This is a genomic window from Ectopseudomonas khazarica (assembly GCF_017915135.1).
In the GTDB taxonomy this organism is placed as follows: Bacteria; Pseudomonadota; Gammaproteobacteria; order Pseudomonadales; family Pseudomonadaceae; genus Aquipseudomonas; species Aquipseudomonas khazarica.
In genome coordinates this window covers 1584365-1608840 of sequence record NZ_CP068551.1, presented here as the reverse complement: position 1 = coordinate 1608840, position 24476 = coordinate 1584365, and the positions used below count along the sequence as shown (strand labels likewise).

The 24476-nt window shown below is 65.4% G+C and carries 26 protein-coding genes; 10 read left to right on the top strand and 16 right to left on the bottom strand.

The features are described from left to right. Positions 1-57: 57 nt before the first annotated feature. The 6 genes from JLK41_RS07465 to JLK41_RS07440 form a co-directional block, all read right to left on the bottom strand. Positions 58-519 (bottom strand): outer membrane lipoprotein, encoded by a 462-nt coding sequence (locus tag JLK41_RS07465; RefSeq protein ID WP_037049026.1) that lies wholly within the window; start codon positions 517-519, stop codon positions 58-60. A gap of 114 nt (positions 520-633) precedes the next feature. Further along, the gene (locus JLK41_RS07460; RefSeq protein ID WP_037049029.1) at positions 634-1767 is read right to left on the bottom strand and encodes a glycerate kinase; all 1134 of its coding nucleotides are present in this window, start codon (positions 1765-1767) and stop codon (positions 634-636) included. Positions 1768-1822: 55 nt separating this feature from the next. Further along, positions 1823-3190 carry a GntP family permease gene (locus JLK41_RS07455; RefSeq protein WP_175253324.1) on the bottom strand — a complete coding sequence of 456 codons (1368 nt, stop codon included), beginning with the start codon at positions 3188-3190 and terminating at the stop codon, positions 1823-1825. Positions 3191-3365: 175 nt separating this feature from the next. After that, positions 3366-4499 (bottom strand): sugar diacid recognition domain-containing protein, encoded by a 1134-nt coding sequence (locus JLK41_RS07450; RefSeq protein ID WP_175253323.1) that lies wholly within the window; start codon positions 4497-4499, stop codon positions 3366-3368. A gap of 97 nt (positions 4500-4596) precedes the next feature. Beyond that, the gene (locus tag JLK41_RS07445) at positions 4597-5130 is read right to left on the bottom strand and encodes a ProQ/FinO family protein (RefSeq protein ID WP_210390685.1); all 534 of its coding nucleotides are present in this window, start codon (positions 5128-5130) and stop codon (positions 4597-4599) included. A gap of 237 nt (positions 5131-5367) precedes the next feature. Then, entirely contained in the window at positions 5368-5886 is a 519-nt protein-coding gene (locus JLK41_RS07440; protein WP_037057524.1) for an SRPBCC family protein, read from the bottom strand. A 108-nt stretch (positions 5887-5994) separates the two neighbouring features. On the opposite strand from JLK41_RS07440, the gene JLK41_RS07435 reads away from it, so the two are divergent. Further along, on the top strand, positions 5995-6885 hold the full coding sequence (locus tag JLK41_RS07435) for a LysR family transcriptional regulator (RefSeq protein ID WP_037057526.1): 891 nt from the start codon (positions 5995-5997) through the stop codon (positions 6883-6885). Between the two features lie 124 nt (positions 6886-7009). On the opposite strand, the gene pdxH is transcribed toward JLK41_RS07435, so the two are convergent. From pdxH to dinG, 4 genes are all read right to left on the bottom strand, one after another. After that, entirely contained in the window at positions 7010-7657 is a 648-nt protein-coding gene (pdxH, locus tag JLK41_RS07430) for a pyridoxamine 5'-phosphate oxidase (protein WP_047591956.1), read from the bottom strand. A gap of 89 nt (positions 7658-7746) precedes the next feature. After that, positions 7747-8400, bottom strand: a complete 654-nt coding sequence (locus tag JLK41_RS07425; RefSeq protein WP_037049048.1) for an OmpA family protein — start codon at positions 8398-8400, stop codon at positions 7747-7749. 83 nt (positions 8401-8483) lie between these two features. Beyond that, positions 8484-9629 carry a serine hydrolase domain-containing protein gene (locus tag JLK41_RS07420; RefSeq protein ID WP_210390684.1) on the bottom strand — a complete coding sequence of 382 codons (1146 nt, stop codon included), beginning with the start codon at positions 9627-9629 and terminating at the stop codon, positions 8484-8486. 150 nt (positions 9630-9779) lie between these two features. Further along, entirely contained in the window at positions 9780-11924 is a 2145-nt protein-coding gene (gene dinG / locus JLK41_RS07415; RefSeq protein WP_037049053.1) for an ATP-dependent DNA helicase DinG, read from the bottom strand. A gap of 140 nt (positions 11925-12064) precedes the next feature. Between dinG and JLK41_RS07410 the strand changes: the two genes are divergently transcribed. After that, complete coding sequence (locus tag JLK41_RS07410; protein ID WP_037049055.1) at positions 12065-12529, top strand: CopD family protein; 465 nt, start codon at positions 12065-12067, stop codon at positions 12527-12529. Positions 12530-12569: 40 nt separating this feature from the next. Here the strand turns inward: JLK41_RS07410 and JLK41_RS07405 are convergent, their stop codons facing one another. The 4 genes from JLK41_RS07405 to JLK41_RS25540 all read right to left on the bottom strand — a co-directional run bounded on the left by JLK41_RS07405 (position 12570) and on the right by JLK41_RS25540 (position 15286). Next, positions 12570-13331 (bottom strand): collagen-like protein, encoded by a 762-nt coding sequence (locus JLK41_RS07405; RefSeq protein WP_210390683.1) that lies wholly within the window; start codon positions 13329-13331, stop codon positions 12570-12572. After that, on the bottom strand, positions 13324-13629 hold the full coding sequence (locus JLK41_RS07400) for a DUF1145 domain-containing protein (RefSeq protein ID WP_037049061.1): 306 nt from the start codon (positions 13627-13629) through the stop codon (positions 13324-13326). Before JLK41_RS07400 ends, JLK41_RS07405 begins: the two co-directional genes overlap by 8 nt. 158 nt (positions 13630-13787) lie before the next feature. Next, positions 13788-14522: a PA1041 family peptidoglycan-binding anchor lipoprotein gene (locus tag JLK41_RS07395; RefSeq protein ID WP_051800543.1), complete on the bottom strand. Its 735-nt coding sequence runs from the start codon at positions 14520-14522 to the stop codon at positions 13788-13790. Between the two features lie 137 nt (positions 14523-14659). Beyond that, positions 14660-15286 carry an OmpA family protein gene (locus JLK41_RS25540; RefSeq protein ID WP_037049064.1) on the bottom strand — a complete coding sequence of 209 codons (627 nt, stop codon included), beginning with the start codon at positions 15284-15286 and terminating at the stop codon, positions 14660-14662. A 163-nt stretch (positions 15287-15449) separates the two neighbouring features. Here JLK41_RS25540 and JLK41_RS07385 point away from each other — a divergent pair, with 163 nt between their 5' ends. The 3 genes from JLK41_RS07385 to JLK41_RS07375 all read left to right on the top strand — a co-directional run bounded on the left by JLK41_RS07385 (position 15450) and on the right by JLK41_RS07375 (position 17614). Beyond that, positions 15450-15947: a DUF6231 family protein gene (locus JLK41_RS07385; protein WP_210390682.1), complete on the top strand. Its 498-nt coding sequence runs from the start codon at positions 15450-15452 to the stop codon at positions 15945-15947. 2 nt (positions 15948-15949) lie between these two features. Continuing rightward, entirely contained in the window at positions 15950-16432 is a 483-nt protein-coding gene (locus JLK41_RS07380; protein ID WP_037049069.1) for a YchJ family protein, read from the top strand. Positions 16433-16498: 66 nt separating this feature from the next. Next, positions 16499-17614, top strand: a complete 1116-nt coding sequence (locus JLK41_RS07375) for a hypothetical protein (RefSeq protein ID WP_210390681.1) — start codon at positions 16499-16501, stop codon at positions 17612-17614. Between the two features lie 33 nt (positions 17615-17647). On the opposite strand, the gene JLK41_RS07370 is transcribed toward JLK41_RS07375, so the two are convergent. Beyond that, entirely contained in the window at positions 17648-18220 is a 573-nt protein-coding gene (locus JLK41_RS07370) for a hypothetical protein (protein ID WP_037049073.1), read from the bottom strand. 192 nt (positions 18221-18412) lie between these two features. Between JLK41_RS07370 and JLK41_RS07365 the strand changes: the two genes are divergently transcribed. The 5 genes from JLK41_RS07365 (at position 18413) to JLK41_RS07345 (ending at position 23718) form a co-directional block, all read left to right on the top strand. Further along, positions 18413-18910, top strand: a complete 498-nt coding sequence (locus JLK41_RS07365) for an LEA/WHy family protein (RefSeq protein WP_080756995.1) — start codon at positions 18413-18415, stop codon at positions 18908-18910. 5 nt (positions 18911-18915) lie between these two features. Further along, a complete protein-coding gene (locus tag JLK41_RS07360) occupies positions 18916-19110 on the top strand; it encodes an SEC-C metal-binding domain-containing protein (protein ID WP_037049080.1) in 195 nt (64 codons plus the stop codon). A gap of 7 nt (positions 19111-19117) precedes the next feature. Further along, positions 19118-19582 carry a DUF2489 domain-containing protein gene (locus tag JLK41_RS07355; protein ID WP_037049082.1) on the top strand — a complete coding sequence of 155 codons (465 nt, stop codon included), beginning with the start codon at positions 19118-19120 and terminating at the stop codon, positions 19580-19582. Positions 19583-19677: 95 nt separating this feature from the next. Then, positions 19678-22191 (top strand): penicillin acylase family protein, encoded by a 2514-nt coding sequence (locus JLK41_RS07350; RefSeq protein ID WP_210390680.1) that lies wholly within the window; start codon positions 19678-19680, stop codon positions 22189-22191. A gap of 324 nt (positions 22192-22515) precedes the next feature. After that, a complete protein-coding gene (locus tag JLK41_RS07345) occupies positions 22516-23718 on the top strand; it encodes an ISL3 family transposase (RefSeq protein WP_179553486.1) in 1203 nt (400 codons plus the stop codon). A gap of 33 nt (positions 23719-23751) precedes the next feature. Here JLK41_RS07345 and JLK41_RS07340 read toward each other — a convergent pair whose 3' ends face one another. Then, on the bottom strand, positions 23752-24444 hold the full coding sequence (locus JLK41_RS07340) for an NUDIX hydrolase (RefSeq protein WP_037049091.1): 693 nt from the start codon (positions 24442-24444) through the stop codon (positions 23752-23754). Positions 24445-24476 lie beyond the last annotated feature (32 nt).

Here is a 24476-nt window from a genome sequence, read left to right as displayed (position 1 = left end):
GCAGGCACAAAAAACCGGAGCGGCCCGAGGCGGCTCCGGTCGGTTGAAACGGCGTCCTCAGTGAGCGACGCGGCTGGTTCCGTTGACGGTCATGATGCGCACGCGCTCGCCGACACGGAAGATCTCATTGGGCTCGACTTCCTGCACATAGGCGCGCAGGGTGCCGTCGTCTTCGCGCACGGTGATCTCCACGCCCTGGGTACGGGTCAGGCCTTCCTCTGCGGCTGCACCGAGCAGGCCGCCGGCCACCGCACCGATCACCGCCAGCACGGCGCTGCCGCGACCGCCGCCGAGACCACTGCCGCCAACGCCACCGATCACCGCACCCGCACCCGCGCCGATGGGCGTCTTGGTGCCTTCGATCTTCACCGGTCGCAGCGACTCGATGGTACCCATGCGCACGGTCTGTACCGCGCGCGCCTCGTCACGGCTGTAGGTATCGCCAGTCAGGCTCGATGCGCAACCGCCTAGGGCCAGCAGCGCCGCCAGCGAAGTCATGAGCAGAGTGGGTTTACGCATAGCAATTCCTCCAGAGATATCTCGATCCATTAGACGCCGGGCACGCGCAACTGTCACGGCAAAGCCTGAACAATAGTAGCCTCAGACAGACAGAGTTCAGTTAGGTTCGTGGCGCTACGCCCGCGCCAGGCGCCAGAGCCTGGCGATATCCGTGGTGCGTGCCTGCAGCTCGGCGGCGGCGCCGGCCATGGCCTGCTCCAGCGACAAGGGCCCCGGAGCAAGGCTGAACGCGGCTTCGATGCCGGCGTCATACAGCGCCTGGTAGTCGTCACCCAGGCTGCCGGACAAGGCGATCACCGGCACGCCGGCTGCACGCGCGACGCGGGCCACACCGACCGGCGTCTTGCCGTGCAGCGTCTGCGCATCCATCCGCCCTTCCCCGGTGATCACCAGGTCCGCGCCCTGCACGGCAGCCGCCAGCCCGGACAGCTCGGCCACCAGCTCGATGCCCGGACGGAAGCCGGCCTTGAGGAACCCCCGCGCGGCGAACCCCAGGCCACCGGCGGCACCCACACCGGGGAACTCGGCGTGATCCTCCCCCAGGGTCGACGCGGTGACGCGGGCAAAACGTCCCAGCGCCTGGTCGAGCTGCGCCACATGCTCGGGCGTCGCGCCCTTCTGCGGCCCGAATACTGCAGAGGCGCCCCGCGGACCGCAGAGCGGGTTGTCGACATCGGCAGCGACGTCGATCTGCACGTTCAGCAGGCGCGCATCCAGGCTGCTCAGGTCCAGCTGGTCCAGCTCGGCCAGGGCAGCGCCGCCCGGCGCCAGGTCGCGCCCCTGCGTATCGAGAAAGCGCATGCCCAGGGCCTGCAGCAGGCCGACGCCGGCATCGTTGGTGGCGCTCCCGCCCAGGCCGAGGATGATGCGCGTGGCGCCGGCATCGAGGGCCTCGCGGATCAGCTCGCCGGTGCCGTAACTGCTGGCCAGGCGCGCATCACGCTGCTCGCGCGGCACCCAGTGCAGGCCGCTGGCCGCCGCCATCTCGATGACGGCCGTGCCCTCCCCCAGCCAGCCCCAATGGGCCACGACCGGTTCGCCCATGGGGCCCCGGACCCGGCACTCGCGGCGCTCACCGCCAACGGCGGCGAGCAGCGCATCGACCGTGCCTTCGCCGCCATCGGCCATTGGCCGCAGCAGGCACTCGGCGTCGGGGAATACCTGCTGCCAGCCACGGGCGATGGCCGCGGCGACATCGGGCGCACTGAGACTCTCCTTGAAGGAGTCGGGAGCGATGACGATTTTCATGACTAGAACCTCGGAAGGAGGCGGGTGCGCCGAAGCCACCCGCCGGTAAAGCGGATTACAGCAGAACCAGGCTGAGCAGCCACACCGCTGCCATGCCGGCCAGGCCCTGGATCAGGGTCGCCATGGTCTGGGCGCGATACGCGGTAGCGACTTTCATGCGGCTGAACTGGGTCACTACCCAGAAGAAGCTGTCGTTGGCATGCGAGACGGTCATCGCGCCAGCACCGATGGCCATCACGGTGAGCACCCGGCCCATCTCGCTGTCCAGGCCCAGGTTGCCCAGCAGCGGTGCGACCATGGCCGACGTGGTGACCAGCGCCACGGTCGAGGAGCCCTGCGCGCTTTTCAGCGCGGCCGCCACCAGGAACGGCATGAACAGCCCGATGCCCAGGGCCGACAGGGTGTCGCCCAGGTAAGCGGTCAGCGCCGTGGCCTTGAGCACGGCACCGAAGGCACCGCCGGCACCGGTGATCAGCAGGATCGGCGCCGCTTCCTTGAGGCCGTGGGCGACATGGTCATGGAACTGCTGACGCTTGCCTTCCCCCTTGAGCAGGGTGCAGGCCAGGGCCAGACCGACCAGCAAGGCGGCGACCGGCTGGCCGAGGAAGCTCAGCACGTCGAAGAACGCGCCGGTGCCGAAGGGCTTGCTCGGGAACGCCGCGAGCGAGCCCAGGCAGATCAGCAGGATCGGCACGAAGATCGGCGAGAACGCCTGCCAGGCGCTGGGCAGCTTGCCGTAGCGGGCGCGCAGGGCGTCGAAGTCGACATCCTCGGCGAGCAGCTCGCTGGGCGCCTCCTCCAGCAGCTCCTGGTCGTTCTGCTTGAGGAACCGGTTGGCCCACAGCATGCCGGCCACGGCGGTGACCGCAGCGACCAGCAGGCCGACCAGGATCACCAGCCCCAGGGAGGCTTCGAGGCCCAGGTTACCGGCTGCGGCGATCGGCCCCGGCGTCGGCGGCACGAAGGTGTGGGTGGCATACAGACCGGTCGCCAGCGCCACGCTCATGGCCACCACCGAGACTTTCATGCGCGCCGCCAGGGCATTCTTCAGCGAGTTGAGAATGACGTAGCCGGAGTCGCAGAACACCGGGATCGATACCAGATAGCCGATGATCGACATGGTCAGCGTGGGGAAACGCTGACCCAGCAGACGGATCACCGTCTCGGCCATGGTGATCGCCGCGCCACTGCGCTCGAGGATCACCCCGATGATGGTGCCAAGGACGATGACGATGCCGATGTAGCCGAGAATGCCGCCGAAGCCGGCGGTCATGGTCTTGATGATTTCGTTGCCAGGCAACTGATAGGCGAAGCCGGCGATCAGGGCAGCGGCCAGCAATGCCAGGAAGGGGTGCAGTTTCAAACGGGTAGTGGACAGCACGATGAACGCGATCAGTGCCACCAGAATCAGGACCAGGCCCATGACCAGTCTCCTCATTGTTGTTATGGCGGGCGCGACGCCCGAGTGGAAGTGCCGACAGGCGCCTCATTGTGGCTCAGCCACCACTCCCCTCGCCCTGTGCGCAGGCACCAAAACAACGCTGACGAACCCCAGCGGCCTGTGCGGGCGCACAAAGCCGCATCGCCCTGCCAGCCGCCTATTCGCTCGTCGGCGCCGCGGCCAAGGCCTCCGGCTCCAGCAGGCCCAGGCCCAACGACAGCTGCAGGCGCTGGTCCAGGCGATTGAGGTCCAGGCCGCTCAACTCGGCGATGCGCTCCAGGCGGTAGCGCAGGGTATTGCGGTGAATGCCCAGTTCCTGGGCACAGGTCTGTACCTGACCGTCATGCGCGCACCAGGCCTCCAGGGTGGTACGCAGGGTTCCCTGGGGGTCCTGCGCCAGCACGCTGCGCAAGGGAGCCAGCCAGCCCTGCAACAACCAGCTGTGGCGCTGGGCATACAGCAGCGTCGGCAGGCGTAGCTCGTCCAGGCGCAACAGCCGGCGCTCGGGAAAGCGCGCCTGACCGTAGGCCTGCAGGTCACGCAGGACCAGGCTGGCCTGGCGCAACTCGGCCAGGTCGTGCAGCGGATCGCTGAGCGTCAGGGAACGCACGCCCCACTCGCGCTCGTCGGCCTGGGCCAGCCAGGCCCGGTCATCCCGGCTCGCACTGAACGGCCGGCACCAGAGCAGCTCGTCACGTCCAAGCGGGGCGATCAGGTGATCGTTCTTGCCACCGAGGCTGGCCAGCAGGCGCGCCTGGCGTGGCAGCGGGTCGCCGTCGGCGTCGAGCTGCAGCAGGCAGATCTGCCGCGGCCAGGAGAGCTGCAGGGCGAGGCGCTCGGCATCGGCTTCGAGGCTGGCGAGGCGCAGCTGGGGGTCGAGCAACTGGCGCAGCCAGGCCTCCTGCTGATGCCGCTGCCAATGCCGCTCCGCCTGCAGCACCCGGTGCTCGACGAGCATCTCCGCAGCCATGCGCACCAGCTCGGCGTAGGGCCGCACGAGTTCGGGCTCACCGGTGATGCCGAGCACGCCGATCAGGCGCTCGGCATGCAGCAGCGGCAGGTTCACCCCAGGCTTGACCCCACGCAGACAGGCGGCCGCCTGCGCGTCGATCTCCACCACGCGACGATTGGCCAGCACCAGCTGCGCGCCCTCGTGCCGCGTATGCAGGCGACTGGGGTCTCCGCTGCCGATGATCATCCCCTGGGCATCCATGACGTTGATGTTGTGCGGCAGGATGGCCATGGCGCGGTCGACGATGTGCTGCGCCAGGGTGGAATCGAGTTCGAGCATCGGAAGCGGCCTCACGATTGAGGCCGTCATTGTAGGCACATCAGCGGCGCTTCACGATGCGCCGCAGAACCCGAGGCAAGCTCGGGTTGCCGGAGCTTTACGCCTCGTCAGGCTGCGCAGCGGCCTCGACGGCCTCGACGGCCTCGTCAGCCGCCGGCGCCTTCGCCTTGGCCTGGGCGCGCCGGGCCTCCATGCGCTGCCGCCGGGCCTGCTGCCGGGCATGCAGTGCCTGCGCCGCCGTCACCATGCCGATGGGCTGGCCCTGGAGATCCAGGCGCGGCGCGTTCTCGGTCATCGCGGACCAGTAGCGCCCGCCCCGGCACCAGGCGGCGATGCCCAGCTTGAGCTGCTCGAGGCTGATGCCGAGCAACGCCAGATGCTGCTCGGCATCCTTGAGGATGCCCTCTTTCAGCGGCACCTTGGGCGCTGGATTGACCGGGAAGGCCAAGGGGAAATGCTTCTGCAGTCGCCAGATCGCCTCGACGGCCGGATCCTGCTCGCGTGCCTTGGTTTTCGGTGCCCTGGTTTTCTGCGGTGCCTTGCGCTTCTGCGGCTTGGCACTTTCAGGTTCGGCCTGCTGTTTTTCCGCCCGCAGGCGGTCACGCAGTTCGGCTAATTGTTCAAAACCCATCGTTCGGTTCACAGCGCTCTGGTTGATTCGTGGCGCAAGGGTATCTCATGTGCTCCTCGCATACAGCCCCATTGGCAGCCGGCATGCTCGGCGGTAGCTGTGAAGGCGGAGCGAAATCGCTGGCATATGTGGATAAGGTAGCGCGCAGACCGGCTGCAACCGGCCAATAGCAGTCATTAGGTGTCTACAAATCAAGGGGCCATTCACATAGCGCGCCAAACAAGCGCGCTCGATTCATTAGGCATTTAACGCGTTACGTGCTGCTCCGATAAGGCCTTCCAGCCAGTCCTGATGGCCGTTGATCATCGGATTTGGCTTAGCGCGTGCAAGTTCCAACGCTGGTTCACCCTTCTGGGTTTCCTGAGTCAGTACCCGTACTCGGCCACCAGATAGGTCTTCGACTAGCCAGGCATGATGGACGTCGAGACGGTTCTCGGCCCCTTCTTCACCCGCCCAGCCATGCCATGCAATTCGCCCTGGCTGACCATTGGCCGGCGCAACGTATTCATTGCAGCGTGCCTCGACGGGAAAACCAAAGGTCTCGAAGTAAAAACGTACGCCCTCGGCCAACTGCGGGGCGGCGTTATTGTAGTAACGGACATTTGCCGAATTGGCATAGTAACTAGGCCATTGCGTGGCGATGGCCAGCAGAGGCCAGACCTGTGCGGCACTCAGCCCGAAGACGATGACCTCGTTTGAGGCGAAGTTATCGGTGAAGCCTGGCTCATACCCCTCGGGCCAATGGATGTAATTCATGACGTAGTCCTTTGGGTTGGATGTGGCGCTTGCCACGATTTTGACCAGGGCATGGTGAGCGACGACAATCCATAAGACCAATCGTCATTGGATAGGTTATCCATAAGCATGCGTGATATCAGGAGCCTCGATCTCAATCTGCTCAAAACCCTGAATGCACTGCTTGATGAAGGCAGCGTCACACGGGCAGCCGAGCGCTTAGCACTCACTCAGCCGGCGGTCAGCGGCATGCTCAATCGCTTACGCGATAGCTTCGACGACCCGTTGTTCGTCCGAGCCCAACGCGGCCTAGTACCGACCCCTCGCGCCCAGGCTCTGGCATTGCCGATAAAGCGGATTCTGGGTGAGATCGAGGGAATGCTGCAGCCGGAGGAGTTCGAGCCGGTAAGTGCAAGCTTCACCCTATCGATTGCGGCTACCGATTATGCCCAGCGCACCATCCTGCTTCCTCTGCTCGCGGAGTTGCGCCGACAGGCTCCTGGTATTCGAGTTGCCGCCCGGCCGGTAGACAATCAGCGGGTGCAACAGCAGCTGGAGTCCGGCGAGCTGGACTTGGCTATCCTCACGCCGGAAAGTACCCATGAAGGACTACACGCCAGACATCTTTATGACGAGCAGTATGTCTGTGCAATGCGTAAGGGTCATGCCGCAGCCGGCGGTTTAGATTTAGACCGCTTCTGTGCTTTGGAGCATGTCATCATGTCAATGGCAGGGGACGCTTTTAGTGGGGTGACTGACGAAGCGCTTGCCGCCCTAGGCCGTCAGAGGCGCGTTCTTCTGTCTCTGCCCAGCTTCTTACTGTTGCTGGAAGTTCTGCGCAACAGCGACCTGATTGCCGTTCTCCCTCGTCGGTTGATACAGCCCGGAGACGGCCTACAGATCCTGGAACCACCGCTAACGATTCCCGGTTTTCGTAAGCTGCTGGTATGGCATGAGCGTACCCAGCAACACCCTGCTCATCGCTGGATTCGAGCGTTGCTAGCCGAAGTCTGTAACTGAACGCTATCGGGATCGATTCTGGCTCATTCCCGACAGGCAGCTTTTGGCCGATAGCAGCCCCCCCTCTCCAGACCAAGCGCTTTGCTATTCAGTCAACGAGCCCCGACGCCCTCCCGCGCGCCCCTCAGGGCGCCAGGCGTTCGCGAATCCAGGCCTCGCCCTGCAGGCGGTAGTTGAGTCGGTCATGCAGGCGGCTCGGGCGGCCCTGCCAGAATTCGATGCGCTCCGGCAGCAGGCGATAGCCACCCCAGTGTGGCGGGCAGTGCGGGGCCTGGTTGAGAAAGCGCCGTTCGGTTTCCGCGAGCAGCCCTTCCAGTTCGGCGCGATCACGGATCACCCGGCTCTGCGGCGACGCCCAGGCGCCGATACGGCTGCCCAGCGGGCGCACCTGATAGTAACCATCGGACTCGGCGGGAGTGACGCGCTCTACCCGACCTTCGATGCGCACCTGGCGCTCCAGGCTGGGCCAGAAGAACGTCATGGCGGCGAACGGGCGCGCCGCAAGCTGGCGCCCCTTGGCACTTTCGTAGTTGCTGAAGAAGGTGAAGCCGCGCTCGTCGAGGCCCTTGAGCAGCAATACACGGCAGTGCGGCCGGCCCTGCTCGTCCACTGTGGCCAGGGTCATGGCGTTGGGTTCGACCGGCAGTTGCTCGGTCTTCACGGCATCGTCGAACCACTGACGAAACAGGGTGAAGGGTTCCAGCGGGGCCTGGGCTTCGCTCAGGCCGTCGCGGGTGTAGTCACGGCGCATATCGGCCAGTGTCTGGGTCATGGCAGTTCCTCGGGCGCCTGCCGCAACCCTCGGCGCTGTCGCCAGCGGGTTGCGGATACACCCTCAACAGGTGGGAAATGCCGCCAAGCTTACTCTGACTTGCCCAGTTTTCCTTGATCTGCGGCAGCTACCTTGGGCCCATCCTTCAGGCCGGCCTTGGCCGGCTGGCTGTACTTGGCGATCAGCCCCTGCATGGTGTCACGCGAGGTCAGGAGGATTTCCACACGACGGTTGAGCGCACGCCCGGCTGCGCTGTCGTTGGCGGCACGCGGCATGTCCGACCCCAGGCCCATGACCTGCAGGCGGTTCTGCTTGAGGCCGCTGAGGCGGAAGATGGAGGTCACGGCACGCGCGCGCTGCTGGCTGAGGTCGCGGTTAAGCGAGGCATCACCGCTGCTGTCGGCGTGGCCGAGTATCACCACCGCAATGTCGTTGTCGGCCTCGAGCAGCTTGGCGACCCGGGTGATGGGGCCCAGGCTGGCCGGCAGCAGCATCTGCGGACGGTCCGGGTTGAACGAGCCCTTCACCGGCGCGGTAACGACCAGCAGGTTGTCGCGCCGCTCGAACTCGAATGCGCTGTCCTTGACGGCGTCACGCACGCGCGGCTCGTACTCGTCGAGCCAGGCACGGGTCACCTGCGGTGGCGGCATCACGGCCGCCTTGGCGACCTCTTTCTTCTCCGAGCCCGCGCAGCCGGCAATCAGCAGGCAGCAGGTAAAGGCAAAAATCTTGTTGGCGCGCATGAAGCCCCCGAGGTCGCACAAGTTTCTAATGGTCGGTTTGTTATGGGTGGTACTGAACGAATGGCGCAAGTCTAGCCGCTCGATCAGATACAGTCCGCAACCCGTTGCGCAAGTTTCTGCGCTCGAGGGTCCATCAAGACGAACGGTCCTAGATTATTGATGACGAAGCCGAATGCGAGGTCGCGCTGCGGATCGGCAAAGCCGCTGGAACCGCCGGCACCGGGGTGGCCGAAGGCGCCGGCGCCCATGCCGTAGGTCGCATTGGCCACCTCGGGCTGGTCGAGCATGCAACCGAGGCCGAAACGGGTGCGGGTCAGCAGGGTCTTGTCCTCACCCAGGCTGTGCTCGCGGGTCATTTCGCCGAGCAGCTCACTGTCCAGCAGGCTGCCGTCGAGCAAGCCGGCATAGAAGCCGGCCAGGCTGCGGGCATTGCCGTGGCCATTGGCCGCCGGTTGCTGCATGCGCCGCCACTCCGGCTTGTTGGTGCTGGTCATGATCGACGGCGGATTGGTGAACGAGCGCGTGCTCATGGCGCTGGCATCGCTCATCATCACCTTGAGCAGGCGCTGCGCGGCGGCATCGCCCAGGTTGCCCTTGCCGCGGGCGATGTGCGCGACGCGATCGAACTCGCTGTCGGCCAGGCCGACATGAAAATCCAGGCCCAGCGGCCTGGCGATACGGGCGGCGATGCTCTCGCCCGGGCCACGCCCTTCCACCCGACGGATCAGCTCGCCGATCAGCCAGCCATAGGTGATGGGCGCATAGCCGTGCCCCTCGCCCAACGGCCACCAGGGCTGTTCGGCGGCCAGCGCGGCGGTCATGGTCTGCCAGTCATAGAGGGCTTCGGCCGGCAGCGGCTGGCGCAGCGCCGGCAAACCGGCCTGGTGGCAGAGCAGATGGCGCACGCTGACGCGCTCCTTCCCGGCGGCGGCGAACTCCGGCCAGTAGCGCGCCACCGGCGCATCCAGGTCGAGCTTGCCCTCGCCCACCAGTTGCAGCGCGACGACCGCCGCGAAGGGTTTGGTGCAGGAGAACAGGTTGGCGATGGTGTCGCTGTGCCAGGCCTGCTGGCCGTCCTTGTCCATCACCCCGGCCCACAGGTCCAGCACGGTTTCGCCGCCAATCTGCACGCAGAGCGCCGCGCCGCGCTCCTGGGAGTCTTCGAACAGGCTGGCGAAGGCATCCCTCACCGCCTCGAAACGCAAGTCGAAATAGCCCTGAACCTGCACATCTGTCTCCTTGAACGAAATTGCCTGCATTGTTCCAGCCCCCGCCGCCGTTGGGAACCGCTGGCCGTCGATGTTACGCGGGGCACGCGGGCGACTCGGCGCCGGCCCGGACTCTTCCGGACCCGCGCGCTACAGCCGACAGTCAGGCGCTCACTGGATTTCCCGACGAAAGGGTGGCAAGGCATTGAGAATCGCCTTGCCGTAGCGCTGGGTCACCACGCGTCGGTCCAGCAGGGTGATGGTGCCGCGATCGGCCTCGGTCCGCAGCAGGCGGCCGCAGGCCTGTACCAGGCGCAGCGACGCATCCGGCACGGCGATTTCCATGAACGGGTTGCCACCCCGCGCCTCGATCCATTCGGCCAGCGCGGCCTCGACCGGGTCATCGGGTACGGCGAAGGGAATCTTGGCGATCACCACATGCTCGCAGTAGGCACCGGGCAGATCGACGCCCTCGGCGAAGCTGGCCAGGCCGAACAGCACGCTCTCCTCGCCGGAGTCGACGCGCGCCTTGTGCTTGTTCAGCGTCTCCTGCTTGGACAGGTTGCCCTGGATGAACACCCGCTTGCGCCAGTCACGATCCAGGCCGTCGAACACATCCTGCATCTGCTTGCGCGAGGAGAACAGCACCAGGGTGCCGCGACTGCCCGCGACCAGCGCCGGCAGCTCGCGCACGATGGCTGCGGTGTGCACGGCCGCCTCGCGCGGGTCGGCCTTGAGGTCGGGCACGCGCAACACGCCGGCATCGGCGTGATGGAATGGGCTCGGCACGATGGCGGTGACCGCCACCTTGGGCAGCCCGGCACGCATGCGGTAGCGGTCGAAGGTGCCCAGCGCGGTGAGCGTGGCCGAGGTGACCAGGGCGCCGTGGGCGACGTTCCACAGGTTGCGGCGCAGGGTCTCCGCCGCGAGGATCGGGCTGGCGTTGACTTCGATGTCGAACAGCGCGCCACTGTCGGCCAGGGTCAGCCAGCGCGCCATCGGCGGGCTCTCTTCCGGATCTTCGGCGGTGAAGGCCAGCCACAGCTCCCAGTTGCCCTTGGCGCGCGCCATCAGGCTGCCGAACAGCGGGTACCACTCCTCGGCCTGGTGACTGGCGATGCCGACCGCGCCCTCGCCGTCCATCGCTTCCTTGAGCAACTCGGTGACGCCGGTGAACAGGTCGTTGAGTTTGGAGAAACCTTTCTTCAGTTCCAGCCCCAGCTCGGTCAGGTGCTCCGGCACCACCCCACCGACGAAGCGGTGGCGCGGGCGCTCGCGCCCTTCCATGTCCTCACCGGCCTTGAAGTCGGCGACCTCTTCGCAGGCGCTGAACATGAACTGCTGCTGGCTCTTCAGTTCGCGCGCCAGCTCCGGCACCTGCTCGATCAGCCGGCCCAGGTCGCCCGGCAGCGGATTCTGTGCCAGCAGCTTGGTCAGGTTCTTGTCGATCTGCGTGAGCCAGTCGGCGGTCGAGCGCAGGCGGGTGAAGTGAGCGAAGTGGCCGATGGCCTTGTCCGGCAGGTGATGACCTTCGTCGAACACGTAGATGGTTTCGCGCGGGTCGGGCAGCACCGCACCGCCACCGAGCGCGAGGTCAGCCAGCACCATGTCGTGGTTGGTGACGATCACGTCGACCTTGCCCATGCCTTCGCGGGCCTTGTAGAAGGCGCACTGCTGGAAGTTCGGGCAATGCCGGTTGGTGCACTGGCTGTGATCGGTGGTCAGCTGCGCCCAGCGGCTGTCGTCCAGCTCTTCGGGCCAGCTGTCGCGGTCGCCATCCCAGCGGTTGCCGGCGAGTTTCTCGATCATCGCGGTGAACAGCTTCTGCCCCTGCTCATCGACGTCGATGCGGAAGCCTTCCTCTTCGAACAGCTGCGCCGTGGCGCTCTGCGCGGCGCCGTCCTGCAGCAGGTGATCGAGCTTGGACAGGCAGAGGTAGCGACCACGCCCCTTGGCCAGGGCGAAACTGAAGTTCAGACCGCTGTTGCGCAGCAGGTCGGGCAGATCCTTGTGCACGATCTGCTCCTGCAGCGCCACGGTGGCGGTGGCGATGACCAGGCGCTTGCCCGCCGCCTTGGCCGTGGGAATGGTCGCCAGGCTGTAGGCCACCGTCTTGCCGGTGCCCGTACCCGCCTCCACCGCGACCACGGCGGGATCGCCCAGGCGCTTGCCCTCGTCGTCGCTCCTGATGGTGCCGAGCACCTTGGCGATTTCGGCGATCATCAGGCGCTGACCGTAGCGAGGCTTGAGTGACTTGGCCTCGAGGAAGCGCGAGTAGGCGCCCTGAATCTGGGACTTGAGTTCGGTACTGAGCATGGATTCTGAAACGAAAAAGGCTGGATAAATTTTCAGTATTCGCGGAGCGGCCGCTATCATAACGCGGCAATCGATCTGGCGCAGACTCCCGTGCACATCGGGCAGCTCGAGCCGTCAACCGAACCCTCTGGAGACCCTGCATGACCCCCTACGCCCCACTCTATGCGCTACACCTGCTGGCCGCCGTCATCTGGGTGGGCGGGATGTTCTTCGCCTGGATGATCCTGCGCCCGGCAGCGGTCGACGCACTGGAGCCGCCTGCCCGCCTGCGCCTGTGGCTGAACGTGTTCAAGCGCTTCTTCGTCTGGGTCTGGCTGGCGGTACTGCTGCTGCCGCTGAGCGGCGTGGGCATGCTGCACCTGAGCTACGGCGGTTTCGACGCGGCGCCGCGCTACGTGCACATCATGATGGGGCTGTACCTGGTGATGCTCGCCCTCTTCCTGCGTATCCAGGCCCTGCTGCTGCCGGAGCTGCGGCGCGCGGTGGAGGCCGAGAACTGGCCCGTCGGCGCTGAGGTACTGGGAAAGATCCGCAAGATCGTCGGCAGCAACCTGCTGGTCGGCCTGGCGCTGATGACGCTGGTGGCGATGCGCCCGAGCTTCTGATCGAACGGGCTGCCTGCAGGGCGCAGGCAGCCCGCGCCCCTCAGAAACGAAAGACCTGCACGGCGCCACTGCGCCCTGCAGCGCCGGCGCGCCCCGGCTGGCCGGGGTTGCCGTCGGCGGCGCCATCGACGCCATAGAGCAGGCAGTCCCTGGCCGCGCCACCGTGGCCGGGCCGCCCTGCTGCGCCAGCCACGCCACCCTCGCCGCCGTCGAGCAACACCTGCAGGCGCTCGACCTCGACATAGTGCGGCACTTCCAGCACCACGTTGCCACCCGCCGCGCCGGCATGCCCGTCGGTACCGTCCTGGCCATCGTAGCCGGCACTGGCCTGGCCCCAGGTACAACCACCCGGCTTGCCATGGGCACCGTCGAGCCCGGCGTAACCCGGCGCACCACGACCGCCACGCACGTCCAGGGTCAGGGACTCGAACGTCAGCTTGTGCAGTTTCAGCTTGATTTCCCGCCCAGGCGTGGCGGCCTTGCTGTAGGTGCCTGCGGCGCCCTTGGCGCTGATCCAGGCGCCGGCGCCGACATCGGCATCCTGCACCTCCAGGCGCAGCGGCTGATCGCTCGGCGCCACGCCGATGCGCGCCTCGCGCCCCATCAGCAGGGTGCCGACACGCAGTTCGGTGACCTTCGCCGGAATCATCAGCGTCGCGTGATCGGCGACCTCCAGGCGGTCCAGCTGCAGGGCGGCGCTGGCCACAGGCAGGCGCATCAACGCATTGGCAGGCACCTTGACCTGGTTGTCAGCCAGCGCGACACCCGTGCACAGGCACAGCAACAGGGCGAGCTTACGCATGCGCAGCCTCCTCGACCGAGGCCGTCTCGACGGGAGCGGGCTGCTTCGTCGCTTTCATCGGATACAGGTGGAAGATGCCGAACAGCAGTACCTGCAGCCGGTCACCCCAGGGGTTGGCCCGCCCGACCAGCAGGCCCGCGAACAGCCACAGCTGCAGCGCATGCACGAGCAGCATGGCAGCGGCCAGCACAAGGAGCAGTTGCTCGAACGGTGCACCGAAGCGCTTGGCCAGCGCCGCGCCACACACCACCCAGAACACCAAGACCAGCGCCTTGCCTACGGTCAACAATGACTTCATCCCGCCCCCATGCTCGCGACTTTCTGATAGCGCAGCACGTTAACCGGTCGCAGCGCCGACCACCAGCGGCAAGGGTCTTTTTCCGGGACTTTGTCTGGCGTTGGCCCAGACGGACGTGCCCCCGGGGCGAATGCACCGGGGGCACCAGGTGGTATCGATCAGCGGGAAACGTACAGCTCGACTCGACGATTTTCCGCACGTCCGGCATCGCTGCCGTTGTCCGCCACCGGCTGGCTCTCGCCACGCCCTTCGGTGCTGAGCTTGTCGGCTGGCACCCCCTGAGCGACGAGGAAGTCCGCAACACTGCGCGCACGACGTTCGGACAAGCCCTGGTTGTACGCATCGCTGCCGACGCTGTCGGTGTGCCCGACAACCTTGACCGCCACCAGGTTGGCGCCTGTCAGTCGCGTCGCGACATCCGCCAGCAAACGTTTCGCCTCGCCCGTCAGCTCGGCGGAGTCGAAGGCGAACAGCACGTTGCCCAGATCGCTGAGCACGATGACTTCGTCCTGAGCCTGCGGCTCCATGGGTGGTTCCTCGGCGACACTGGCCGGGTACTGCGGCAGCGGGCAACCGTTGTGGTGGACCGGCGTTCCAGCGGGTGTGCCCGGGCATCGATCACGCCGATCGAACACGCCGTCGTCGTCTTCGTCGCCGTCCTGCGCATAACAGATGATGGTACCCAGTACCGCACCGGCCACGGCGCCGCCTGCTGCCCAGGTAGAACTCTCGATTGCACCAAGGCCGCCACCGGCCAGGGCTCCAATCGCACTGCACAGGGGCCAGTTCCCTTGATTGAGCGGCGCGTCTCCCGTACTGGAAGTCGTGGCACAACCAGAGAGAACACTGCTGACCAAGAGAAAAGGTATGACCTTCAGAAGGTGGGTTCTCATGGTGGTGTCTCCTGTGTACCGGCGTTATGCCGGTATACAGGAGTAAAGACGGCAGGCGGGGATCACACAAGAACGAGCCCGGTCGGTTGCACACCGACCGGGCTCGTTCGCATCTGCCGTCTACGGGGCGAAGCGCCTTACGGCTGAGCTTCGACCTCGGCTTCCACGCGACGGTTGATGGCGCGGCCATCAGCAGAAGCGTTGTCGGCGACCGGGCGGCTTTCGCCATAACCCACGGCTTGTACGCGGCCGGACTCGACACCGTACTGGTTGACCAGCACGTCACGAACGGCACCGGCGCGGCGCTCGGACAGGCCCTGGTTGTAGGCATCGCTGCCCACGGAGTCGGTGTGACCTTCAACCACGGTGCTGGTCTGCGGGTACTGTTTCATGAAGTCGGCCAGCGCCTTGATGTCGCCGTAGCTTTCCTGCTTGACCTGCGCCTTGTCGAAGTCGAACTTGACGTCCAGCTCGACGCGTACGGCTTCGGCCGGCTCAGGCGCCATCTCTTCGACGACGACTTCCTCGACGACTTCGACCTGCTGCGCCTCGGCACCGTGGACCCAGCAATAGGCCGCGCCCATGCCGGCGCCAACCAGCGCACCGCCACCCGCCCAGCTCGAGCTTTCGATTGCCCCTAACGCGGCACCACCCACACCACCGACGGCTGCGCAGGTGGGCCAGTCGGTTTTCTGCAGACCGGCACAACCGGTCAGCAGGGTACTAGCCAGAATCAGGGGTACAGCGTTCCTTGTGATACTCATACTTTAGGTCTCCAATGTTCATCGGCCCATAACCGACTCAATAGTAGTAAAGACACGAGTTGTACAATCCGCCAGCTATAGCGCATAGCACGGATAATTTTCTCTCACTCTAGGCCTGATATCGACACCACGTTAGTCTTTGCAGACTTTTCGAGGAAGTTCGATGACTGCCAGCCTTAGCTCCCGTACTCCACAGCAGGCGATTGCCGCACTGCTAGCCCGTTATACACCCGAGAAGCTGTTGCTGCTCGGTGCCAGCGAGCTACCCGCTGTCGATGCCTTCAAAGAGGCGCATCCGCAGTGTCAGGTCACCACCGCAGCGGCTGCGCCCCTGGCGCCGGAACTGGCCGCACAGCGTTTCGACCTGGCCCTGCTGGTCGACTGCCTGGAGCACTTGCCCATGCGCGACGGACTGCAACTGCTCGGTGGCATCCGCAACCTGAACGCCAGCCGGGTCGCCGCGCTGGTCGATCTGCAGGCGGGCGACTGGCGGGAAACCGACTTCTTCGCCCTGGCCATGCAAGCCAGCGAACAGTTCCAGCGCGAGGGACAGACCCTGCATCTGTTCACCTATGATCTGCTCGATTACAAGCAAGTTCCCGACTGGTTGAACACAAAGTTCTGGGCCAATCCACAAAATTTCGGCAAGTACTGGTGGTGACGATGGACCCACTCGATCCCAACTGCCCATGCGGCAGCGGCAACCCGCTGAGCCAATGCTGTGGCCACTATCACGGCGGTACCCCCGCGCCCTGCGCCGAGCTGCTGATGCGCTCGCGCTACAGCGCGTACGTCCTGGGCCTGGTGGACTACCTGGTGGCGACCACCCTGCCCGCCCAGCAACAGGCACTCGACCGCGACGCCATGGCAGCCTGGAGCGCACAGAGCACCTGGCTCGGCCTCGAGGTGGAGAAGCGCGAAGTGTTCGGTGGCAAGCCCGAGCACGCCCAGGTGACCTTCGTCGCCCGCTGGCACGATGACAACGGCGAGCACAGTCATCGCGAATGCTCGGCCTTCGTTCAGGTCGACGGCCGCTGGTATTTCATCGACCCGACCGTGCCCCTGAAGGCCGGGCGCAACGACCCCTGCCCCTGCCAGGGCGGCCAGAAATTCAAGAAGTGCTGCGCCCCTTTCCTGAGCGCCTGACTGGCGTTCTCCGCGCTTTCTGCTTGAGTTGAAGCGTCCGCAAGGACACTCAACAAGGAGAGAGCCATGCACAAGAAAAGTGGTTTGACGGTCATTCTGGCGAGCCTGCTCATAGGTTGCGCCACTCAGCCCGGCGGGCTGCAGGGGGAATCCGTGGACCTGGGCGACAGCCAGCGCGTCAGCCGGCTGTTCGCCTACCCGAACAACTGCAACGTGATCTGCTATCGCGACTGGACGCTGGAGCAGACCGTCGAGCACTACCTGCGCCAGAGCCTCGATCGGGACGGTTATCCGCAGGCCAGCGTGAACGTGGTCCGCCACGGCGAGCGCATCCTGGCCGACTTCAAGGGTGCTCCCGACGGCTATGGCAAGCCGCTGCAGCAACTGCTCGACGCCGGGGACCTGGCCTACAAGGGCGCCAGCCAGCTGAACAGCGACGGCAAGTGGCAGTACAACTGGTACTTCTTCCTGCCCCTGGGCATGGCACTGGAGAACCGCAAGAGCGTCGAGCTGCTGCACTTCCCGCCAGACTATTCGCTGACCCAGGCGCAGGACTATCTGCGCTCCAACACCACCGATCGCTGGGCGTCGCTGCTCAGCTACAACGGCGTGCCGGTGCAGCAGACGCCGACCTACCAGACCATCGTCGACATCGCGCCCATCGCGGCACCGGCCAGTGCGGGGAGCACGCTGGAAGGCGTGTACAGCTACTTCAATACCTACCAGCAGCGCATGGTCGGCGAGCTCACTGCCGGCAAGGGTGACGGTACCCTCCCCATGGTTGCCTTCGGCAGCCCGGTGCGGAACTGGATCAAGCAGCAGTACGGCGTGACCCTGCCGGTGCTGGGGCTTGGCCAGATCACCTCGGCGCCCGGGCAGCAGACGTCGGTGCTCGGCGCCAACCACCCGAGCTACATCTGGTACGCGGCGGACCCGGACAACAACCAGGGCAGCGAAGCCAAGGCCAACGCCACCGGCATCAAGGTCATGGGGCAGGACCTCAGTGCCGCCTGCTGGCAGGCCGGCATGGGCCAGAACCCGGGCAATGACCCGCAGCAGACACTGACCAGTTGCACCCAGAAATGGCAGGTGACGGACAAGCAGCAGACCTGCGAACTGTTCTTCATCACCGTGCGCAACCTCAAGCCCGAGGACGCCAAGGCCCAGTGCAAGGCTGGCTGAAACGACAGGGCCCGCACATGCGGGCCCATTTCTTCATTCCTGCAGCTTGAGGTGTGACGTATCAGGCGGTGGCGCCGCCGCGTCGGCCTTGGCCTGCCCCATGTCACTGCCCACCGGCGCCAGGCTGAACTGCGACAGGTCCACGCGCGGCGCCTCGGCATCCGGCTTGGCGTCCTGCAGGTCCGCCCCGACCGGGGCGATACCGAAGTCCGGGGCATCCACTTCGCTGAACGCCGCCATGTATTCGTCACGCGGCGCCACCTGCAGCCGCCCCGCCGTGGCCCCGCCGGACGCCGCTGCCGCAGCAGGTGCCGCAGGTGCCGCAGGTGCCGGTTCGGCGGGTGGTGGTGGAGCCAGTTCGACTTCCTCGATCGGCATATCCATGTCGATCACTTCGACACGGGCCCCCGCCCGCTCCAGGGTCGATCGGTACTTCTCCGCCGCCGCAGCGTCGAGGTTGTTCTTGATCACGATGCGACGCCCGGAAAACAGCTGGGCGATCCGCTGGGCATCGGCCTGGAACAACTTGGCCATGTTGGCCTTGACCAGCTCCAGTTGCGCCCCCGGCACCAACTGCCCGGAGAAGGCGATCTCGTAGCGACTCATGGTCACACTCCTGTCCTATTCACGACTCAGTATGGCGCAGGTTGTTTTGCGCTGACACTGCCGGCTTCTCATCCGTGCATCACGCTTTACAAATGTTCAACGGGCAACGGCGGTATCTCCTTGAAAATAATGACTCACCCCAGTTGCAGCCAAGCGCTTGCTTGTTACACTGAGCCGCAATGGGGGTATGAAATGTTTTCTCAGGCGCAAATGATAAGAATTATCAGCCTACTGATGTTTTTTGGCCTTGCTTCAGGCCTCGCAGGATGCTCCACCTGGATGACGGGTGGATTCAAGGACCCGGATGTCCGACTCATCAAGGTGGACGTAATCAAGGCCAGGCTGCTCGAACAAGAGTTCCTCCTGCGCTTTCGCATCGACAATCCCAACAGCGTCAGCCTGCCGGTACGCGGTCTGGAATACGCGGTCACCCTCAACGACATTCCCCTGGCCGACGGTTCCGCCAGTGAGTGGTTCACCGTGCCCGCCAATGGTCATCACAGCTTCGACGTGCCGGTGCGCACCAACCTGTGGCGCCATGTCCGCCAGGTGGTGAAGATGCTGGAAAAACCCGACCAGCCGATCCGCTACAGCCTCAAGGGTGAAGTGAAGACCGGCATGCTCTTCAGCCGCAGCGTGCACATGTCGCGCAATGGCGAGATAATTCCCGGCGATTTCATCCCGGAGTAACCCTCATGAGCAACCAACCCCACGTCCACGGCCCTGACTGCAACCATGACCATGATCACCACGACCATGGCCATGTCCACGGCCCGCATTGCAACCACGGCCATCAGGAGCCGGTACGCAACGCCCTGAAGGACGTCGGCCGCAACGATCCCTGCCCCTGCGGCAGTCAGAAGAAGTTCAAGAAGTGCCACGGCGCCTGAGCCGGGCATGCACGCCGTGACCCTGTCCCTGCTGCTCGCCGGCCTGCTGCTGATCGCCGCCCTGGCCGCCTATGCCTGGCACCTCTGGCGCCGCGTCTGGGCCCGGCAACAGGCCCAGGAGGAGGCTCGCCAGGAACGCCAGGAGCGCCTCGGTGGTGACCTGAACATCCTCGCCAGCAGCCTGCTCGACGAGCAGCTGCCGCTGATCGAGGGCGCCATCCGCATCAAGGTGCTGCTCGACAACTACGACAGCGACCTCAGCAACGACAGCCGCTGCCAGGTGTTCCACCTGCTCTTCGAGGCGACCACCGACGTACCGACCCATGCGGCCTGGAAGGCGCTGGACAAGGAGCAGCGGCGGCGCTTCGAGAAGCGTTTCAACGAGCTGGAGCTGCAGCACAAGGCCGCCGCCCGCACGGCCGCGCGCTGGCTGCTCGATGACGGGCTCAAGCGCGCTCAGCCGAACGCCTGAGCCCTCTTGCCAGGTCGCAACGGCCTCTTTACCTTGGCGACTTCGTGGCCGGTCGACACCCGACCGGCCTCATCCCCTGTCCAAGGATATCCGCCATGCGCACGCTGGCCCGCCTGACCCTTGCCGCATCCCTGACCACGCTCGGTGGCTGCCAGTCACTGCTCAACAGCCGCTATGCCGACAGCGTGCCGCCGACCCGCGGCATCGAGCGCATCCAGGGCGTGGCGGAAAGCGCATCGGTGCGGCGCAATGCCCTCGGCATGCCGCTGATCGAGTCGGGCACCTTTCACGACGCGCTGTTCACCCTGGGCTACGTGCACGCCGGCGACCGCCTCAGCCAGATGGTCGGCATGCGCCTGCTGGCCCAGGGTCGCCTGTCGGAAATGGCCGGCCCGGGCGTGCTGGAGATGGACCGCTTCATGCGTGCAGTCAACCTCAGGAAGAGCGCCGAGCTGCTCTATGCCGACGCCTCGCCGCGCCTGAAACGCTTCTTCGAGGTCTATGCACGCGGCGTCAATGCCTACCTGTTCCGCTACCGCGACCGCCTGCCGATGGACCTGGCGGAATCCGGCTATCGCCCCGAGTACTGGAAACCCGAGGACTCGGTGCTGCTGTTCTGCCTGCTGAACTTCGGCCTGTCGGTGAACCTGCAGGAGGAGATCGCCGCGCTGACGATGGCCCAGCAGGTCGGCGTCGACAAGCTGCCCTGGCTGCTGCCGATCTACCCGGATGAGCCGCTGCCCTTCGCCGAAGCGGAGAAACTCGCCGGTCTCGATCTCAAGGGCCAGCTGCCCGGTCTGCAGGCGATCGCCCGCAGCGCCGCGCAGATCGCCGAGCAGCACATGCTGGGTGTCGCGGCCTCGAACAACTGGGCCATCGCCCCCGAACGCAGCCGTGGCGGCAAGAGCCTGCTGGCCAACGACACGCACCTGCCGCTGAGCATGCCGTCGCTGTGGAATTTCGTGCAGATCCGCTCGCCCAAGTACCAGGCCGCCGGTGTTTCGCTGGCCGGCGTGCCGGCCGTGGTGGCCGGGTACAACGGCAAGCTGGCCTGGGGCATGACCATGGTCATGGGCGACAACCAGGACATCTACCTCGAACGCATCAAGCGCGAGGGCAGTCGCCTGATGTACCAAGCCGACGGCCAGTGGCTGCCGGTGATGGAGCGCCAGGAGACCTTCTTCATCAAGGGCCAGCGCCCCATCCGCGAAACCCTGTACGAGACTCGCAACGGCCCGCTGCTCAACTCGGTACTGGGCGAGCGCAAGCACATGCTGCAGCCCCTGCCCTTGCAGACTGGCTACGGCCTGGCCCTGAAGACCACCCAGTTCGAGCGCGACAAGAGCCTCGACGCCTTCTTCGACCTGTCCCGTGCGCAGTCGGTGGATGCCGCCTTCGAAGCCACCCGGGAAATCCGCGCGATGCCGCTGAACATCGTCTTCGCCGATGCCCAGCACATCGGCTGGCAGGTCACCGGTCGCTACCCGAACCGGCGCGAAGGCCGTGGCCTGCTGCCCTCCCCCGGCTGGGACCAGCGTTACGCCTGGGACGGCTACGCCGATCCGATGCTGCATCCCTACGACCAGGACCCGCCGCAAGGCTGGCTGGGCACCGCCAACCAGCGCAGCGTCGAACCCGGCTATGGCATGCAGCTGTCCAGTTCCTGGTTCTACCCGGAACGCGCCGAGCGCATCGCCGAGCTGGCAGGCAACGGCCGTCACGATGGCCGCAGCATGATCGCCATGCAGTACGACCAGAGTTCCCCGTTCGTCGCCAAGCTGCAGGCGATGTTCAACGACCCGTCCATGCACGAGCCGCTGCGCCAGGCGATCGCCGCGCTGCCCAGCGGCCAGCGCGAGCGCGCCGATGAAGCGCTGCGGCGCCTGCTGGCCTTCGACGGCAAGCTCACCGCCAGCTCGGCCGATGCGGCCGTCTACGGTGCATTCATGCAGGAGAGCGCCCGGCAGACCTTCCTCGACGAGCTGGGCCCGGAAGACAATCCGGCCTGGCAGGCCCTGGTGGAAACCGCCAACCTGTCCTATTCGGCGCAGGCCGACCACCTGCTCGGCCGTCCTGACAGCCCGTTCTGGGATGACATCCGCACCCCGCAGAAGGAAGACAAGCCGGCCATCCTGGCGCGCAGCCTGGCCGCCAGCATCACGCTGCTGGAAAGCCGCCTGGGTAGCGAACGCCGCAACTGGCAGTGGGGCAAGCTGCACACCTACGAATGGGTCACCGACACCACACGCCTGGCGCCCTACATGAGCGCCAGCCAGCGCACCAGCATCAACGCCCTCAAAGGCTACCTGGATCGCGGTCCCTACCCGGCCGGTGGTGACCACGGCACCCTGAACGTCGCGGCCTACCCCTGGGGTCAGGACTTCACTACCTTCCTGATCCCGGCCATGCGCATCGTCGTCGACTTTTCCGCCGATGAGCCGCTGATCGGCGTCAACAGTTCGGGGCAGTCCGGCAACCCGGCCAGCCCGCACTACGCCGATGGCATCGAGGCCTGGCTCAAGGGCGGCTACATGAGCTTCCCGTTCAAGGCGCAGAACCTGGACAAGGTCTATGGCAGCCAGCGTCTGCTGCTGATGCCGGGCAAGTGATGACCGTTCGTCGGCGGGCACTGAACCTTTTCCTCAGCGCCAGACTCTGAGTAATCGACTTACTCCATAGATCATCGATTTGAGGCGCCCCTGGCGCCTTTTCTTTTGCCTGCAGAAAAAAAGATGGCATTTCTGCATCAGTGGATTGAACTTCTCGCTCGAAGCAGGCTCTGAACCTGTGCATCGATTGAAATGCTCCCCTGGCGCCCCTGGCGCCTATTTTTTGGTTCTTCGCGGAGTCTGGGGGAAGAGCGCATTGACAGTCAGGGAAGTGGGTAAATTGGCAGTCGCCAAACGAACCAACCCCCACGCCCTGCTGCCACCGTGCATCCTATTGATCTTGCCCAGTTCTGGCCAGGCTACGCAGTCGTCGCCTGTCGCCCCTCTGCCGACAACATCCTGTTGATCGAACTCAAGCCTCAAGCCGACGCCATCCCCGAATGTGGGCGCTGCGGCCAAGCTTGTCCGCTGATCCACGAGCGCCGACTGCGTCGGATACGCGATCGGGATTTGTTGGATCAGCGCGTTCTGCTCCAGGTGCCTGTGCGCCGCGTTGACTGCCTGCGCTGTGGGCGGGTGACCGAGCGGATCGCCTGGCTGGAGCCGGCGTCACGTCTGACGCGGCGCTTGCAGGCCTGGCTCGAGGCTTTGCTGCAACTGCTGCCGATCAGCCACGTCAGCCGCCTCACCGGCATACACTGGCACACGCTCAAGCAACTCGACAAACGTCGGCTGGATGCCGCCGTCGGCACCTTCGAGCCGGGTGATGTGCGTTGCCTGGTGATGGACGAGTTCGCCCTGCACAAAGGCCATCGCTACGCCACGGTGATCATGGATGCCGAGCGCACGCGGGTGCTATGGGTCGGTCATGGCAACAGCCGCGAGGCGATCCGCCCATTCTTTGAGTTACTGGGCGAGCGCTGCCAACGGATCGAAGCGGTGGCGATGGACATGAACACCGCCTTCGATTTGGAGGTGAAGCGGCACTGCCCTCAAGCCGAAGTGGTGTACGACCTGTTCCATGTGGTGGCGCGCTACGGGCGTGAGGTGATCGACCGTATCCGCGTCGACCAGGCCAATCTCCTGCGCGATGACAAACCGGCACGCAAGGTGGTCAAGCAGAGCCGCTGGCTGTTGCTGCGCAATCGCGAAAACCTGAAGGACGGCCAAGCCGTGCAGTTGCAAGAGTTGCTCGCCGCCAACCAGCCATTGGCCACGGTCTACGTGCTCAAGGATGCGTTAAAGGAAGTCTGGTACGCCCCCAATGTGCGGGAGGGCTGGCGGCGCTGGCGAAGTTGGCTGCGGCATGCTCGGGACAGCGGTCTGGCGCCGCTCCAACGCTTTGCCCGGAATCTGCGCAAATACGCCCGTGGCATCCTCGCAAGCGCCCGCTTCCCCCTGCACACCAGCGTCCTGGAAGGCGTGAACAACCGCATCAAGGTGATCAAGCGGATGGCCTATGGCTTCCGGGACTCTGACTACTTCTTCCTGAAAATCAAGGCCGCCTTCCCCGGGAAAGCGCGATGAACCTATTTTTTTGCCCGCAATCAGGCAAACCCTCTACGCCAGCAGGCTGCGGTCGAAGATGAAGGCCTCTCCCGCCTGCGGACGATGTTCCAGCAGATGCTGTGGCCGCCCCATCTTCGGGTAGTTCTTCTCGCCGGTATCGGCGATCCAGCCCTGCGCCTTCATCCGCTCCAGACGCCCACGCAGGGTGGTGTGCTGCACCGGCTCGCCCAGGCAGGCCTGAAACGCCGCCAGTGCCTCGGTCACGGTGAAGCGTGATACCAGCAGGTACAGCGGCAACGAGCTGTATACCGATTTGCCCTGCAGGCGTTCGGCGGCCAGGCGCACCAGCTGCGCATGATCGAAGGGCAACGCCTGCTGCCCGCTGAGGACCGCCTGCAGGTCGACGAAACGCAGGTCGTCGTCTTCCGGCTCGACGTCCGCCGCCAGCAGTGCCAGGTAGCAGGTGCTCAGCGACCAGCCACGCGGGTCGCGCACGCCATTGCCGACCGTCGCCACCTGCTCCAGGTAGTGCGGCCGCAGCCGCGCCTTGTCCGCCAGCGCCCGCTCGGCGGCGGCATCCAGGCTGGCATCGACGCAGCGACCATTGACCAGCACACCGGGCAACGCCCACTGCCCCGCATAAGGCTCACGCTGACGGCGAATCAACAACACCTGCAGCGCCCCTGCCTCACTCAGACGCAACGCCACGATATCGACCCCGGCAAGAACCTCCACTGCACTCATCCTGTCACCTGCTCCTCCGTGTACTTATTTCA

Coding starts and splice junctions, on each gene's coding strand:
- JLK41_RS07465 (WP_037049026.1), bottom strand. CDS start 519: ATGCGTAAACCCACTCTGCTCATGACTTCGCTGGCGGCGCTGCTGGCC.
- JLK41_RS07400 (WP_037049061.1), bottom strand. CDS start 13,629: ATGAAGTCATTGTTGACCGTAGGCAAGGCGCTGGTCTTGGTGTTCTGG.
- JLK41_RS07385 (WP_210390682.1), top strand. CDS start 15,450: ATGACTGCCAGCCTTAGCTCCCGTACTCCACAGCAGGCGATTGCCGCA.
- JLK41_RS07350 (WP_210390680.1), top strand. CDS start 19,678: ATGCGCACGCTGGCCCGCCTGACCCTTGCCGCATCCCTGACCACGCTC.
- JLK41_RS07450 (WP_175253323.1), bottom strand. CDS start 4,499: ATGCTCGAACTCGATTCCACCCTGGCGCAGCACATCGTCGACCGCGCC.
- JLK41_RS07340 (WP_037049091.1), bottom strand. CDS start 24,444: ATGAGTGCAGTGGAGGTTCTTGCCGGGGTCGATATCGTGGCGTTGCGT.
- JLK41_RS25540 (WP_037049064.1), bottom strand. CDS start 15,286: ATGAGTATCACAAGGAACGCTGTACCCCTGATTCTGGCTAGTACCCTG.
- JLK41_RS07370 (WP_037049073.1), bottom strand. CDS start 18,220: ATGAGTCGCTACGAGATCGCCTTCTCCGGGCAGTTGGTGCCGGGGGCG.
- JLK41_RS07445 (WP_210390685.1), bottom strand. CDS start 5,130: ATGGGTTTTGAACAATTAGCCGAACTGCGTGACCGCCTGCGGGCGGAA.
- JLK41_RS07435 (WP_037057526.1), top strand. CDS start 5,995: ATGCGTGATATCAGGAGCCTCGATCTCAATCTGCTCAAAACCCTGAAT.
- JLK41_RS07410 (WP_037049055.1), top strand. CDS start 12,065: ATGACCCCCTACGCCCCACTCTATGCGCTACACCTGCTGGCCGCCGTC.
- JLK41_RS07380 (WP_037049069.1), top strand. CDS start 15,950: ATGGACCCACTCGATCCCAACTGCCCATGCGGCAGCGGCAACCCGCTG.
- JLK41_RS07460 (WP_037049029.1), bottom strand. CDS start 1,767: ATGAAAATCGTCATCGCTCCCGACTCCTTCAAGGAGAGTCTCAGTGCG.
- JLK41_RS07440 (WP_037057524.1), bottom strand. CDS start 5,886: ATGAATTACATCCATTGGCCCGAGGGGTATGAGCCAGGCTTCACCGAT.
- JLK41_RS07395 (WP_051800543.1), bottom strand. CDS start 14,522: ATGAGAACCCACCTTCTGAAGGTCATACCTTTTCTCTTGGTCAGCAGT.
- JLK41_RS07355 (WP_037049082.1), top strand. CDS start 19,118: ATGCACGCCGTGACCCTGTCCCTGCTGCTCGCCGGCCTGCTGCTGATC.
- JLK41_RS07425 (WP_037049048.1), bottom strand. CDS start 8,400: ATGCGCGCCAACAAGATTTTTGCCTTTACCTGCTGCCTGCTGATTGCC.
- JLK41_RS07365 (WP_080756995.1), top strand. CDS start 18,413: ATGTTTTCTCAGGCGCAAATGATAAGAATTATCAGCCTACTGATGTTT.
- JLK41_RS07375 (WP_210390681.1), top strand. CDS start 16,499: ATGCACAAGAAAAGTGGTTTGACGGTCATTCTGGCGAGCCTGCTCATA.
- dinG (WP_037049053.1), bottom strand. CDS start 11,924: ATGCTCAGTACCGAACTCAAGTCCCAGATTCAGGGCGCCTACTCGCGC.
- JLK41_RS07360 (WP_037049080.1), top strand. CDS start 18,916: ATGAGCAACCAACCCCACGTCCACGGCCCTGACTGCAACCATGACCAT.
- pdxH (WP_047591956.1), bottom strand. CDS start 7,657: ATGACCCAGACACTGGCCGATATGCGCCGTGACTACACCCGCGACGGC.
- JLK41_RS07455 (WP_175253324.1), bottom strand. CDS start 3,190: ATGGGCCTGGTCCTGATTCTGGTGGCACTGATCGCGTTCATCGTGCTG.
- JLK41_RS07405 (WP_210390683.1), bottom strand. CDS start 13,331: ATGCGTAAGCTCGCCCTGTTGCTGTGCCTGTGCACGGGTGTCGCGCTG.